Source organism: Paraburkholderia nodosa, from assembly GCF_001718195.1.
Taxonomy (GTDB): domain Bacteria; phylum Pseudomonadota; class Gammaproteobacteria; order Burkholderiales; family Burkholderiaceae; genus Paraburkholderia; species Paraburkholderia nodosa_A.
This window is the reverse complement of the sequence record NZ_MCNV01000007.1, coordinates 29,175-42,348: the sequence shown is the minus strand read 5'-3', so window position 1 is coordinate 42,348 and position 13,174 is coordinate 29,175. Positions and strand designations below refer to the sequence as shown.

At 65.2% G+C, this 13,174-nt stretch carries 13 protein-coding genes; 6 read left to right on the top strand and 7 right to left on the bottom strand.

Annotated elements, in window-relative coordinates:
• Nucleotides 1–225: 225 nt before the first annotated feature.
• The 7 genes from hpf to kdsD form a co-directional block, all read right to left on the bottom strand.
• A complete protein-coding gene (gene hpf, locus BFD71_RS14350; RefSeq protein ID WP_028201861.1) occupies nt 226–582 on the bottom strand; it encodes a ribosome hibernation-promoting factor, HPF/YfiA family in 357 nt (118 codons plus the stop codon).
• A gap of 173 nt (nt 583–755) precedes the next feature.
• Entirely contained in the window at nt 756–2,273 is a 1,518-nt protein-coding gene (locus BFD71_RS14345; protein WP_069264861.1) for an RNA polymerase factor sigma-54, read from the bottom strand.
• A gap of 274 nt (nt 2,274–2,547) precedes the next feature.
• Nucleotides 2,548–3,339 (bottom strand): LPS export ABC transporter ATP-binding protein, encoded by a 792-nt coding sequence (gene lptB / locus BFD71_RS14340; protein WP_069264858.1) that lies wholly within the window; start codon nt 3,337–3,339, stop codon nt 2,548–2,550.
• Entirely contained in the window at nt 3,336–4,028 is a 693-nt protein-coding gene (gene lptA / locus BFD71_RS14335) for a lipopolysaccharide transport periplasmic protein LptA (RefSeq protein WP_069264856.1), read from the bottom strand. The genes lptB and lptA overlap by 4 nt, the downstream gene beginning before the upstream one ends.
• A gap of 31 nt (nt 4,029–4,059) precedes the next feature.
• Nucleotides 4,060–4,662 (bottom strand): LPS export ABC transporter periplasmic protein LptC, encoded by a 603-nt coding sequence (lptC, locus tag BFD71_RS14330; protein ID WP_069264854.1) that lies wholly within the window; start codon nt 4,660–4,662, stop codon nt 4,060–4,062.
• Nucleotides 4,659–5,213 carry a KdsC family phosphatase gene (locus BFD71_RS14325; RefSeq protein WP_069264851.1) on the bottom strand — a complete coding sequence of 185 codons (555 nt, stop codon included), beginning with the start codon at nt 5,211–5,213 and terminating at the stop codon, nt 4,659–4,661. The genes lptC and BFD71_RS14325 overlap by 4 nt, the downstream gene beginning before the upstream one ends.
• Nucleotides 5,213–6,199 (bottom strand): arabinose 5-phosphate isomerase KdsD, encoded by a 987-nt coding sequence (gene kdsD, locus BFD71_RS14320; RefSeq protein WP_069264850.1) that lies wholly within the window; start codon nt 6,197–6,199, stop codon nt 5,213–5,215. The genes BFD71_RS14325 and kdsD overlap by 1 nt, the downstream gene beginning before the upstream one ends.
• Before the next feature lie 225 nt (nt 6,200–6,424).
• Between kdsD and BFD71_RS14315 the strand changes: the two genes are divergently transcribed.
• The 6 genes from BFD71_RS14315 to BFD71_RS14290 all read left to right on the top strand — a co-directional run bounded on the left by BFD71_RS14315 (nt 6,425) and on the right by BFD71_RS14290 (nt 13,173).
• Nucleotides 6,425–8,440, top strand: coding sequence for a cation:proton antiporter domain-containing protein (locus tag BFD71_RS14315; protein WP_069264848.1), 2,016 nt, complete (start codon nt 6,425–6,427; stop codon nt 8,438–8,440).
• 96 nt (nt 8,441–8,536) lie between these two features.
• Complete coding sequence (locus BFD71_RS14310; protein ID WP_069264845.1) at nt 8,537–9,103, top strand: adenine phosphoribosyltransferase; 567 nt, start codon at nt 8,537–8,539, stop codon at nt 9,101–9,103.
• Nucleotides 9,104–9,138: 35 nt separating this feature from the next.
• Nucleotides 9,139–9,753 (top strand): LysE family translocator, encoded by a 615-nt coding sequence (locus BFD71_RS14305; RefSeq protein ID WP_069264843.1) that lies wholly within the window; start codon nt 9,139–9,141, stop codon nt 9,751–9,753.
• Nucleotides 9,754–9,771: 18 nt separating this feature from the next.
• A complete protein-coding gene (locus BFD71_RS14300) occupies nt 9,772–10,656 on the top strand; it encodes an NUDIX hydrolase (RefSeq protein ID WP_069264841.1) in 885 nt (294 codons plus the stop codon).
• Between the two features lie 74 nt (nt 10,657–10,730).
• The gene (purU, locus tag BFD71_RS14295) at nt 10,731–11,600 is read left to right on the top strand and encodes a formyltetrahydrofolate deformylase (RefSeq protein WP_069264838.1); all 870 of its coding nucleotides are present in this window, start codon (nt 10,731–10,733) and stop codon (nt 11,598–11,600) included.
• A gap of 247 nt (nt 11,601–11,847) precedes the next feature.
• Nucleotides 11,848–13,173, top strand: a complete 1,326-nt coding sequence (locus BFD71_RS14290) for an MFS transporter (protein WP_069264835.1) — start codon at nt 11,848–11,850, stop codon at nt 13,171–13,173.
• Nucleotide 13,174 lies beyond the last annotated feature (1 nt).

The window sequence follows — 13,174 nt, the reverse complement described above, 5'->3', positions numbered from 1 at the left end:
AATACGACTGGACCATTATAGAACAAGCGTCCACGCCGATGGTGCGATGCGCCACGCATGAGCGCAACCCTCGTTGCCCGGTTGCACCCAGCGGTAAAACCCAGCATTGCGCGTACTCACGAAAAAGCCGCCCGGTTTGGGCGGCTTCGCTTCGAGGGGCGGAGGATGAACTATCGACTCCAGCCCCGGTTCATGGCGTGAATCGCCACACAGGACACTGTGGGATCACTGCGGCGGGATTTCGATGATGGGCGCAGGCTGGTGCTTGATCGCCTCATGTTGATGTCCCTGCACGCGGTCCTTGTGACGTACGACCTGGCGGTCCAGCTTGTCGACCACGAGATCGATGGCGGCGTACATGTCGCCGTTCGCGCTCTCCACAAATATGTCCTTGCCTTTCAGATGAAGGTTCACTTCGACCTTCTGTCTCTTATCCTTTTCCTTATGGTTGTCGACCGAGAGGACCACATTGCCATCGATTACCTGATCGAAATGTCTTAGCACCCTGTCCAGTTTGGTGATCACGTATTCTCGCAACGCTGGCGTTACTTCGAGATGGTGTCCACTGATCTTCAGATTCATAGTGCTTCTCCAGGCTGATGGCCGCGTGACGCGTGAAGTGCGGCAATGCCGGTCGACTGTCTGCCAGAACGCGGCTCCCCGAAAGGCCTGCGACGGCGGGCGAACTCGGCCGGCCATGTCCGCCAACGGGCGTAGCGGCCGGAAAACGCCTGCTCCGAAAAAGCCGGAACAGGCTAAAGAGACTTGCGCAGATTGACGGCTGGAATCTTCAGCGCCTCGCGATACTTCGCAACGGTGCGTCGCGCGACCACGAAGCCCTGTTCTGCCAGCAGTTCGGCTATGCGGCTGTCTGAAAGAGGAGATTTGGTGTTCTCGGCTCCTATGAGTTGCTTGATGAGGGCGCGGATGGCGGTGGACGATGCAGCGCCTCCGGTGTCCGTCGATACATGCGATCCGAAGAAGTACTTAAATTCAAGTGTCCCGAATGGAGTCAGCATGTATTTACCGGTTGTCACACGCGAGACAGTTGATTCGTGTAGGCCCAGCGTATCAGCAATCTCCCTCAAAACCAAGGGGCGCATGGCGATTTCGCCGTGCACGAAAAAGTTCTTCTGACGCTCGACGATAGCCTGCGCGACACGCAGGATCGTCTCGAAGCGCTGCTGGATATTCTTGATGAGCCAGCGCGCTTCCTGCAGCTGCTGGCGCAGCGAACCGCTAGCCGGATCGCCACGGTTGTTGCGCAGGATATTCGCGTACAGGTGGTTGATGCGCAGCTTCGGCACCACCTCGGGGTTGAGTTCCGCATGCCAGTTCTGGCCGGTCCTCTTCACGATGATGTCGGGCACCACGTAATCGGCTTCGGCCTTGCCATACGACGAACCCGGGAACGGTTCGAGCGAACGGATCAGCGCATGCGCGTCACGCAGCTCGTCGTCGCCCGTCTTCAGTTGCTTGCGCAACCGCGTGAAGTCGCGCGCGGCGAGCAGTTCGAGATAGTTCGACACGATTTCGAGCGCGAGCGTGCGCGTGGGCGACGAAGTGACGCGCAACAACTGCAGCTTGAGGCACTCGGAGGCCGAGCGCGCGCCCACGCCCGCGGGGTCGAAGCTATGCAGCAGCGCTAGCGCCGCATTGAATTCGTCGGCGTCGACTTCGAATTCTTCGGGAATGTCGGCAAGAATTTCCTCGCAGGTCGCGCTGAGGTAGCCGTCTTCGTCGAGCGATTCGATGAGAAACGTGATGAGCGCGCGGTCGCGCTGGCTCGCGTTCGTTTCGCGCAACTGCGCCATGAGATGGTCGCGCAGCGTGGTGGTCGATTCGTGGATCTGCAGCGGCGGCAGGTCGTCGTCGTCGGAGGCGTTGCCCGAGCGGCCGTAATCGTCCAGGTTCCACTGGCTCGCGTCGCCGTTCGCGTCGCCGCCAAGGCCGTCGTATTCGTCCACGCCTCGCGGCTCGCTCTCGTTGTTTTCGCCGCTGCCGTTGGACGTCGAGGTGGAACTGTTCGCGCCCTGCATCGGCTCGGCGCCGGAGGGCGCGGGTGGCTGCGCGATGACCGAGCCGTCCGCGGCCACGCGCAGCGGGCTCGCGATCCAGTCGTCCTCGTTCTCGAGCAGCGGGTTCTGCGAGATCGCCGTCGCGACCTCCTGCTGCAGTTCGAGCGTCGACAGCTGCAGCAGCCGGATGGACTGTTGCAGTTGTGGCGTGAGCGCAAGATGCTGCGAGAGGCGGAGTTGGAGGCTGGCTTTCATGGCGGTGTGCGAACCATTGTAAAGAGTTTGCCACGCGGACGAAACCACGGGGCACTCGCAAAAACGAGCGTGCGCCACGCCGGTGCCTGCCCGGAATTTGGTGCGCAAACAGGGGCGCTCCCGGGCCTGCCATGCACCGTTTTGGGGGCAAGGTCGAGCAGTTACACGGGGAAACGCGAAAGATGAGGCCGGAAAAACGCGAAAGCGGATCGCGCGCGCCCGGGTGGGCGCTGCGGGACTGCGGTGAACGGGCGCGCGAGGCGCGCCCGGGGGCTTACATGCGGAAGTGCTCGCCGAGATAAACGCGGCGCACGTTCTCGTTCTCGATGATCTCGCCGGGTGCGCCGGCCGCGAGCACGCTGCCGTCGCTGATGATGTACGCGTGATCGCAGATGCCGAGCGTCTCGCGCACGTTGTGGTCGGTGATCAGCACGCCGATGTTGCGCTGCTTCAGGAACTTCACGATCTTCTGGATTTCCAGCACGGCGATCGGGTCGACGCCTGCGAACGGCTCGTCGAGCAGGATGAAGCTCGGATCGGTTGCGAGCGCGCGCGCGATTTCGACGCGCCGGCGTTCGCCGCCCGAGAGCGACAGCGCCGGATTCTCGCGCAGATGCGCGATTTGCAGCTCCTCGAGCAGCGCTTCGGCGCGCTCGGTGATGACGTCTTTCGACAGACGTTTGCCGTTGCCGTCGACCTGCAGTTCGAGCACCGCGCGGATGTTCTCCTCGACCGTGAGCTTGCGGAACACCGAGGCTTCCTGCGGCAGATACGAAAGACCGAGCGCCGCGCGCTTGTGGATCGGCAGAAGGCTGATGGAGCGGCCGTCGAGGTCGATCTCGCCCGCGTCGAGCGGCACGAGACCCACGATCATGTAGAACGACGTGGTCTTGCCGGCGCCGTTGGGGCCGAGCAGTCCGACCACTTCACCGCTCTTCACGTCGAGCGACACGTCCTTGACGACGGTGCGCGAGCCATAGCGCTTCTTCAGGTTGCGCACGACGAGCGTGCTCGTCTTGCCGGCCAGCTGGCGGCCGTAGCTTTGGGTGGCGGTGACGGTATTCACTGTGGCGGCGCTTCCTGCAGCTTGGTGGACGGCGTGAGGGCGGCCGGGGCGCCGGCGGGCGGCTGTGCGCCGGTGGCGGTGTTGCGCGGCGAGAGCATCGCGCGAACGCGGCCGCCGGGGTTGCCGGGACCCGCGACGTCCTTGCCGGAGCGCGCCGTGTAGAAGTCGTTCTGGCCGTCGTACGTGACGACGCTGCCGTGGACCTGATCCATCACCGTCGAGAGACCCTGCAGGCGGCGCACCGTCGCGCGCGTCGTGAGCGTGGTGAGGTCCTGCTTGCCGTCGTAGTCGATGCGCTCGGCCGTGCCGTCGACGTATTCGTCGAGGCCTTCGCGCTTCTGGCGGAAGTAGGCGAGCTTGTCGGCGGGCGTGCCCGGCGCGACAGTGCCGGTCGCGAACTGATAGCCCTGCGGGTCCTGGGTGACGACGAGCTTGTCGGCCTTGATGAGGATCGTGCCCTTGGTGGCAACCACGTGGCCCGTGAAGACGGTCTGCTGCTTCAGATCGTCATAGGTCATGTTGTCCGCTTCGATATTGAGCGGCTTGTCCTTGTCGGCGCGCTCGGCATGGGCCGCGGGCGCGAGGCCGGCGAACAGCAGCGCGCTGGCGAGCGCCATCAGCGCCGCGAAGCGTGCGCGGCGGGCGTCAGGCGAACGGCCGTTCAGTGGACGGGGAAGCGAATCGTTCATGCAATCGTGCCTTGCGTGGACGGCCCGGCGTTCAGGACGAGCCGCCGGAGTCTGCCGGGGCGATGGCTCCACGGACGTTGCCGAAGAGCTGGATGACCCGGGAGACATTGTTGTAGTTCATGCCGCTGGTGGCCATCATGACCGACTGGCCGCGTCGAAGTTTAACCGGCTTTTCGGTCAGGATCACATCGTCGTTCACGAGCACTTTGAAATGCTCGGAATCAGCCTGCATTTCGGGGTCGCCGGCGCCGGCCGCGCGCAGAATGCGCGCGTTGTCGTACAGATTGACGATCGAGGCGTCGGCGTTGACCGTGCCGCGCAGCCCGGTGGCCGTGACGATCGGCTTGCCGGGCTGGAATGCGCGCACGGCCGGGTTCGTGAGGTCGCTGTTCTCGTCGTCCTCGTAGTGAACCATATGCGTGGCCGTGAGCCGGTACTGCGTGGCGCCCGACTGGTCGAGCTCGGACACCGAGAAGTTATCGGCGAAATAATCGGGCGTATGCGTGGGCGCACGCGGCGCCGCCTCCTTCTCGCGCGGCTGGACGGCCTGCAGCAGCCACCACGTGAAACCGGCGAGCGCGGCGACGCACACGAGCGGCACGAGCGAAGTGAGGCGGAACTTCTGGTGGTTCATCGCGGCATCCCGGCGAGCGGCGCGCAGGCCGCGGCGAGCAGGGCGTCGTAGCGGTTCTGCGCGCGCAGGATCAGGTCGGTGACTTCGCGCACGGCGCCGTGGCCGCCCACCTTGTCGGACACCCAGTGGGCGCGCGAGAGCACGTCGGGGTGGGCGTTCGCGGGCGCAGCCGCGAAGCCGCACTGGAGCATCACGCCGAGGTCGGGCCAGTCATCGCCCATGTAGCCGCACGCTTCGGGCGCAATGCCCGTTTGCGAGAGCAGCTCGGCGAACGCGACGCGCTTGTCTTCCACGCCTTGCCACAGATGCGTGATCTTCAGTTCCTTCGCGCGCACGGCGACGATCTCCGAACGGCGCCCGGTGATGATGGCCGTGTCGATGCCGGCTTCGCGCAGGAGCTTCGCGCCGTGGCCGTCGAGCGAGTTGAACGCCTTCATCGTGTCGCCCGCGCCGGTGAAGAGCAGGCCACCGTCGGTGAGCACACCGTCGATGTCGAAAATCATCAAGCGCACACGCGCGGCGCGCGCGGTTGCGTCGAGTGGGCTAGCCATCAGATCACCTTCTTGGAGAACAGGTCGTGCATGTTGAGGGCGCCGATCAGCGTGCCCTCGGCATCGACGACCAGCATCTGATTGATGCGATGGCGCTCCATCAGTTCCACAGCTTCGACGGCAAGTTGGTCCGGGCCGATCGTGCGCGGGCCTTTCGTCATGACCTGAGCGATCGGCAGGTCGCGGAAATCGCCCACGCGCTCGAGCACACGGCGCAGGTCGCCATCCGTGAAGATGCCCTGCACGTGGTTGTCGGCGTTGACGACCGCCGTCATGCCCATGCGCTTGGCCGTGAGCTGGAAGAGGGCGTCGCGCACGGTCACGTCGTCGCGCACCTTCGGGATTTCGTCGCCCGTGCGCATCACGTCGCGCACGTAGGTGAGCAGGCGCCGGCCGAGCGCGCCGCCCGGATGCGAGCGCGCGAAGTCGTCGGCACCGAAGCCGCGCGCGTCGAGCACCGCGACCGCGAGTGCGTCGGAGAGCGCGAGTGCCGCCGTCGTGCTGGCGGTGGGCGCGAGGTTCAGCGGGCAGGCTTCTTTTTCCACGCCGGCGTCCAGATGCACGTCGGAAAGCTGGCCGAGCGTCGATTGCGGGCGATTGCCCGTCATGCCGATGAGCTTCGCGCCAATGCGTTTGACGAGCGGCAGGATCGCCACGAGTTCTTCGGATTCGCCGGAGTTCGACAGGCCGATGAAGACGTCGTCGGCGGTGACCATGCCGAGGTCGCCGTGGCTCGCTTCCGCCGGGTGCACGAAAAACGCGGGGGTGCCCGTGGAGGCCAGCGTGGCCGCGAGCTTGCGGGCAATATGGCCCGATTTGCCGATGCCGGAAACGACCACGCGTCCACGGCAGCTGAGGATGAGGTCGACCGCGCCGACGAAGTTGTCGTCGAGCCGGTCGCGAAGCCCGCGCACGGCGTCCGCTTCGATGTCGAGCACGTTGCGAGCGAGCTTCAGCGCCCGGTCGCCATTGATTTTCGCTATCATCCGCGGAGTATAGCAAAGGCGTCTGCGCGCCGCGCCGGCGCCCCCAGCGCCAAAACCCCGTGCGCGAGCCGCCGGGCTTGCCCAGCCGTTTCTCCGTAGCCCTTCCCATTTAGCCCGTTATTCATGTAAACAGGCCTTAGCCGCCCTGGCGTCGATCATTGACCCGGCGCGGGGCAGAATTTGCATCGCCGGTAACGACGCAGACGAACGAGGACGCTTCACACGATGATCTCCCCGCTGGAAATGACGCTGTTCCTGCTGCTCGCCTCGGTGGTTGGCGTCGTGCTGTTTCGTTATCTGAATCTGCCGCCGATGCTCGGCTACCTCACGGTGGGCATTCTCGTGGGCCCGCGCTCGCTCGGCATCGTGCCGGACACGCACGGCGCGCAGAACCTGGCCGAGTTCGGCGTCGTGTTCCTGATGTTCTCCATCGGCCTCGAGTTCTCGCTCTCGAAGCTGCGCGCCATGCGCCACGCCGTGTTCGGACTCGGGCTTTCGCAGGTGATGGGCACGATCGTCGTGGCACTCCTGCTCGGGCTCGTGCTGGAACCGTGGGTGCATATCACGTGGCAGGCCTGCGTGGCGCTGGGCGGCGCGCTCGCCATGTCGTCGACGGCCATCGTCAGCAAGATGCTTTCCGAGCGGCTCGAGATCGAATCGGAGCATGGCCGCAACATTCTGGGCGTGCTGCTCTTCCAGGATCTTGCCGTGGTGCCGCTTCTCATCGTGATCGCGGCGTTCGGCGGCTCGTCGGCGTCGCTCGTCGAGTCGCTCGGCACGGCGGCCGTGAAGATCGTGCTCGCGCTCGGCATTCTGCTCATCGTCGGCCAGAAGTTCATGACGCGCTGGTTCAACGTGGTCGCCCGCCGCCGCTCGCAGGAGCTGTTCGTGCTCAACGTGCTGCTCGTCACGCTGGGCGCCGCGTTCATCACCGACAAGTTCGGCCTCTCGCTCGCGCTCGGCGCGTTCATCGCGGGCATGCTGATCGCCGAGACGCCGTACAGGCACCAGGTGGAAGAGGACATCAAGCCGTTTCGCGACGTGCTGCTCGGCCTCTTCTTCGTGACCACGGGCATGCTGCTCAACCCGCACGTGATCTGGCAGCACCCCATCATGGTGGCGGCGTTCTTCCTCGGGCCGGTCGTGATGAAGGCCGTGCTCATCACGGCGCTCACGCGTATTTTCGGCGCCTCGCCGGGCGTGGCCATGCGCACGGGTCTCGGTCTCGCGCAGGCCGGCGAGTTCGGCTTCGTGCTGCTGAACCTCATTCTCGACAAGCATCTGGTCGACGCCACGCTGCTCCAGGCGATCCTCGCGGCCATGCTGCTGTCGATGCTCGCCGCACCGTTCCTGATTCAGAACGCCGACCGCATCGTACTGCGCCTCTCTTCGACGGAATGGATGCAGCAGTCGCTGATGATGACGCGCATCGCCACGCAAAGCATCAAGCAAAGCGGCCATGTGATCGTGTGCGGCTACGGCCGTGCAGGGCAGAATCTCGCGCGCATGCTCGAATACGAAGGCCTTTCGTACGTCGCGCTCGACCTCGACCCGGACCGCGTCGCGGCGGCTGCGGCGGCGGGCGAGTCGGTGGTGTTCGGCGACGCCGCGCGGCGCGAATCGCTTGTCGCGGCGGGCATCCACCGCGCGGCCGCGGTGGCGATCACGTACGCCAATACGCAATCGGCGTTTCGCGTGCTCCATCACATTCACGAACTGGAGCCCACCTTGCCCGTGATCGTGCGCACGGTGGACGACGCCGATCTCGAACGCCTGCTCGCCGCGGGCGCGACCGAGGTGATTCCGGAAATCGTGGAAGGCAGCCTGATGCTCGCCTCGCACATGCTGGTGCTGATGGGCGTGCCGATGCGGCGCGTGGTGCGCCGCGTGGAGGAACTGCGCGACGAACGTTACAGCCTCCTGCGCGGCTACTTCCACGGTACCGACGATGTGGGCGAGGACGGTCACGAGCAGGTGCGGCTACAATCCGTACCGGTCGACGAGCGCGCCGACGCCGTGGGCCGCACGCTCGCGGAACTGGGCCTGTACGAGCTTGGCGTCGAGGTGACGGCGATCCGCCGGCACGGCATTCGCGGTGTGGAACCGGACCCATCGACCAAACTGCGCGAGGCCGACATCGTCGTGCTGCGCGGCCTGCCCGAGCAGCTCGCGCAGGCCGAGGAGCGGCTTTCGCGGCATCGCAAGCCGGGCGCGGCCGGTGCGGGCGCGGCGGCGGTCTGATACGCCGTCGTTCGCGCAATCGCGAGACCGCGCCAAGCGGTCCAGCCCCGTTTAAATAACTCTACCGTTCTTGTCTGGTCATTACCCGGAGAAATCATGTCCAACGCACCTGCGAACCCGAGCGCTGAAGCCGCCCAGTTCGTGAACAGCCTGATCCGCACGGTGCCCGACTGGCCTGCGCCGGGAGTGCAGTTCCGCGATATCACGCCGCTCATCGGCCATCCGAAGGGCCTGCGCGTGCTGATCGACCTGTTCGTCGAGCGCTATGTCGATGCGAAGCTCGACTACGTGGCCGGGCTCGACGCGCGCGGTTTCATCATCGGGCCGATCGTCGCGTATGAGCTGAACGTTGGCTTCATTCCGATCCGCAAGATCGGCAAGCTGCCGTACAAGACGGTTTCCGAGACCTACAAGCTCGAATACGGCGAAGCGACCGTCGAGATTCACGAGGATGCCTGCAGCAAGGGCGACCGCGTCGTGATCGTCGACGACCTGATCGCCACCGGCGGCACCATGATGGCCGGCAAGCTGCTGCTCGAACGCCTCGGCGCGAGCGTGGTGGAGGGCGCCGCGATCATCGACCTGCCGGATCTGGGCGGCTCGAGGCTGCTCACCGATGCCGGTCTGCCGCTCTTCACCGTGACCGCCTTCGGCGGCCACTGAAACAACCCGAACGCCCACCGTCACGAGTCGATCTCATGCCGAATTTCGCGCTCTTTCTCGCCACCTCCATCGCCATCACGTTCGCGCCCGGTCCCGACAATCTCCAGGTGCTCGCGCGCGGCATTTCGCAGGGCCGCGCCGCCGGCCTCGTGGCCGCGCTGGGTTTCGCCGCGGGCGTGACGTTCCACACCACGCTCGCGGCACTCGGCGTGGCCGCCGTGCTGCGTTCTTCGCCGCTCGCATTCCAGATCCTCAAGCTCGCGGGCGCCGCGTATCTCGTGTGGATCGGCGTGAAGGCGCTGCGCAGCCAGGGCCTCGCCGCCGCCGGCGACAAGCCGCGCCAGCCGCTCTCCGCGATCTTTCGCCAGAGCGTGCTCGGCAACATCATGAACCCGAAGGTGACGCTGTTCTTCGTCGTGTTCCTGCCGCAGTTCGTCGACCCGCATGGCGCGCAGCCCGTCACGCTGCAGATGCTCGAGCTCGGCCTCGTGTTCATGGCGCAGACGGTCGTCGTGTTCTCCCTCTTCGGGCTGTGCGCGGGCACGATCGGCGGCTGGCTGAAGCGCCGCCCGCGCGCGGGCGTGTGGCTCGACCGCCTCGCCGGCATCACCTTCATCGCCATCGGCATACGCGTCGCCCTGCGCGACTGATCCATGGAGTCCTGATCGATGAGCTTGCCTTGCATTATCGACGCGCGACGCTTCGATGCCGGCGCGCATCTGCCGTTTCACATCGGTGACGAGCGCGTGGGCTGGATACGCGAGAACGACGTGGCGCGGCTCGCACGCTGGCCCGACGTGTTCGAAATCGACGGCGATGCGGATAGCGCCCGCGTGACGCTCGCCCCGCACTTCGACAGCGTCGATGCACGCAGCGCCGCGCTCGGTTCGGTGATCGGCGCACTCGCGGCGCAAGGGCACATTCCGGGCTGGCGCAACGAAACCTACGCGATCCGCAACACCTTCGATGCGCCGCCGCTCGCCTTTATCGAACGTGCGGCCTCGCGCTTTTTCGGCACGATGACGTACGCGGTTCATCTGAACGGCGTCGTAGAATACGCAGATTCCGGTGCGGCCGGCGTAGGCGCGCCCGGCGCGCCGCAATTGTGGATCGCGCGGCGCAGTGATACCAAGGCCACCGACCCCGGCATGCTGGACAACGTCGTGGCGGGCGGCATCGGCTGGGGCTTCGGTATCGAGGCCACGCTCGTGAAGGAATGCTGGGAAGAGGCGGGCATTGCCGAGGAGCTGGCGCGCGAGGCGCGCGCGGGCCGCACCGTGCACGTGCTGCAGTCGCTGCCAGAGGGCACGCAGGCTGAGCAGATCTTCATCTACGATCTCGTGCTCCCGGCCGATTTCGTGCCGCACAACCAGGACGGCGAAGTGGGCGAGCATCGCCTCGCACGCATCGACGAAGCCGCGCGCTGGATCGAGGAGGGCGCGATGACGGTAGACGCGAGCCTTGCGACGCTCGACTGCCTGCTGCGCCGCCGATGGATAGACGAAGACGCGTGCGAGGGCATTGCCGCGATCTTCGAACCGCCGACGCTGTGAAAGGGCGCCGGTTCTTTTAGCAAAGCCCAAAGCCCTTTTAGCAACACCAAGTCTTGACGGGAGTTACCAAGGTCATGTCGACCGATCACAGCTTCATCCTCAAACTGTCGTGCGCCGACCGGCCTGGCATCGTGCACGCCGTGTCGGGCTTTCTGTTCGAGCGCGGCAGCAATATTCTCGACTCGGCCCAGTTCGGCGACAGCCACACGGGCGAGTTCTTCATGCGCGTGCACTTCCAGCAAGTGGGCGGCGACCCGGGCCTCGACGGTCTGCGCAGCGCGTTCGAGCCGCTCGCGCAGGAGTTCGGCATGCGCTGGGAGATGCATGACGCGAACGTGAAGCCGCGCGTCGTCATCATGGTCTCGAAGATCGGCCATTGCCTGAACGACCTGCTGTTCCGCTATCGCACCGGCCAGCTGCCTATCGAGATTCCAGCGATCATCTCGAATCACAAGGACTTCTATCAGCTCGCCGCGAGCTACAACATTCCGTTCCATCACTTCCCGCTGCTCGGCGGCACCGAGGCCGACAAGGCCGCGCAGGAAGCGCGCGTGCTCGAAGTGGTGAACCGCGAAGGCGTCGATCTGGTGGTGCTCGCGCGCTACATGCAGATCCTCTCGCCGCAGCTTTGCAAGGCGCTCGAAGGCCGCGCGATCAACATCCACCATTCGTTCCTGCCGAGCTTCAAGGGTGCGAAGCCGTACTACCAGGCGTTCGATCGCGGCGTGAAGCTGATCGGCGCCACGGCGCACTATGTGACGTCCGATCTCGACGAAGGGCCGATCATCGAGCAGGAAGTCGAGCGCGTGGATCACAACATGACGCCGGATCAGCTCACCGCCATCGGCCGCGACGTGGAGTGCGTGACGCTCGCGCGCGCGGTGAAGTGGCACGTGGAGCATCGCATCGTGCTCAACGGTCACAAGACGGTGGTGTTCCGCTGATCTTTGGTTGATCGCGTGCGACACCATGCCGTAGCGTGTTTCATGACACGCTACGGCTTCTCGGACTAATCTTATTGCTCTCCGGCGCGTTCGCATGCATGCGATTTCGCTTCCACGCCAACTCGTTCCCGCGGTACTACTCCTTAAGTTCTAGTGGCGCATCGTCGCGCACTCCCTGCGGAGAATAGCCCGCACCTTTCGTCTTTCCTACTCTTGTCGCGTCAACTAAACGACAAGAGGGAAATTCATGAAAGCCGCCCCATCTCCGCAGGCGGAACCTGTCGCCGATAGCCGTGCCTGGCGCGTGCTGGGTTCAAGTACCTTCGCGTTCACGATCTGCTTTGCCGTCTGGATGATGTTCGCGATCCTCGGCATTCCGCTCAAAAAGCAGCTTCACCTCACCGATACCGAATTCGGCCTGATTGCCGCGATGCCCGTGCTCACGGGCTCGCTCGCCCGCGTTCCGCTCGGCATCTGGACCGACCGCTTCGGCGGGCGCATCGTCTTCTTCATCACCATGCTCGCGACCATCGTGCCGATCTGGCTCGTCTCGTACGCGACGCAACTTTGGCAATTCCTCACGCTAGGCCTGTTCGTGGGGTTCGCCGGCGCATCGTTCTCGGTGGGCACGCCCTATGTCGCGCGCTGGTTCCCGAAGTCGCGCCAGGGTCTCGCCATGGGCATCTTCGGCGCAGGCAATTCGGGCGCCGCGCTCAACAAGTTCGTGGCGCCCGTGCTGATTGTCGCGGCCGGCACGTGGACCATCGTGCCCAAGGTCTACGCCGTTGCGATGCTCGTGACTGCGCTGCTGTTCTGGATGTTCTCCGCGAGCCACCCGGCGCACCGCGTGCCTGGCACGCAGAGCGTGGCGGCCCAGTTGCGCGTGCTCGCCGACCCGCGTGTGCTGCGCTACGCGCAGTACTACTCGGTGGTGTTCGGCGGCTATGTCGGCCTGTCGCTGTGGATGCCGCAGTACTACGTAAACCAGTACGGCTTCGGCATCGAGCAGGCTGCGTTTCTCGCGGCGTGTTTCTCGTTGCCCGGCGGCGTGCTGCGTGCGGCAGGCGGTTGGCTCTCCGACCGCTACGGCGCCTATCGCACGACGTGGGCCGTGATGTGGGTCGCGCTCGCGTGCTTCTTCCTGCTGAGCTACCCGCCGACCGACTTCACGATCCACAGTGCGCATGGCCCGCTCGGTCTGCATATCAGCACCGGACCGGTGTTCTACACGGTGCTGATGTTCGTCGTCGGCATTGCGATGGCGGTAGGCAAGGCCTCGGTCTTCAAGTTCATCGGCGACGAGTACACCGACAACATCGGCGCCGTCTCCGGCGTCGTGGGGCTGGCGGGCGGTCTCGCGGGCTTCGTGCTGCCGATCTTGTTCGGCCTGCTCGTCGACCTCACGGGCGTGCGTACCACCTGCTTCATGTTGATGTTCGGCGCCACCCTGGTGAGCCTGCTGTTCATGCACTTTTCGTTCCGCCCCGAAGCGCTCGCCCACGGCAGCGCGAAGCTCGCGCACAAGGTTCGAGCCGCGCCGCCGGCGCCGAAGGAAACCACGTACTCCGAATGAT

Excerpts from the sequence above, each read along its gene's own strand:
- BFD71_RS14310 (WP_069264845.1), top strand. The coding sequence starts at position 8,537 with ATGTCCAACGCACCTGCGAACCCGAGCGCTGAAGCCGCCCAGTTCGTG.
- BFD71_RS14325 (WP_069264851.1), bottom strand. The coding sequence starts at position 5,213 with ATGGCTAGCCCACTCGACGCAACCGCGCGCGCCGCGCGTGTGCGCTTG.
- BFD71_RS14315 (WP_069264848.1), top strand. The coding sequence starts at position 6,425 with ATGATCTCCCCGCTGGAAATGACGCTGTTCCTGCTGCTCGCCTCGGTG.
- hpf (WP_028201861.1), bottom strand. The coding sequence starts at position 582 with ATGAATCTGAAGATCAGTGGACACCATCTCGAAGTAACGCCAGCGTTG.
- purU (WP_069264838.1), top strand. The coding sequence starts at position 10,731 with ATGTCGACCGATCACAGCTTCATCCTCAAACTGTCGTGCGCCGACCGG.
- lptA (WP_069264856.1), bottom strand. The coding sequence starts at position 4,028 with ATGAACGATTCGCTTCCCCGTCCACTGAACGGCCGTTCGCCTGACGCC.
- BFD71_RS14305 (WP_069264843.1), top strand. The coding sequence starts at position 9,139 with ATGCCGAATTTCGCGCTCTTTCTCGCCACCTCCATCGCCATCACGTTC.
- BFD71_RS14300 (WP_069264841.1), top strand. The coding sequence starts at position 9,772 with ATGAGCTTGCCTTGCATTATCGACGCGCGACGCTTCGATGCCGGCGCG.
- BFD71_RS14290 (WP_069264835.1), top strand. The coding sequence starts at position 11,848 with ATGAAAGCCGCCCCATCTCCGCAGGCGGAACCTGTCGCCGATAGCCGT.
- BFD71_RS14345 (WP_069264861.1), bottom strand. The coding sequence starts at position 2,273 with ATGAAAGCCAGCCTCCAACTCCGCCTCTCGCAGCATCTTGCGCTCACG.
- lptC (WP_069264854.1), bottom strand. The coding sequence starts at position 4,662 with ATGAACCACCAGAAGTTCCGCCTCACTTCGCTCGTGCCGCTCGTGTGC.
- kdsD (WP_069264850.1), bottom strand. The coding sequence starts at position 6,199 with ATGATAGCGAAAATCAATGGCGACCGGGCGCTGAAGCTCGCTCGCAAC.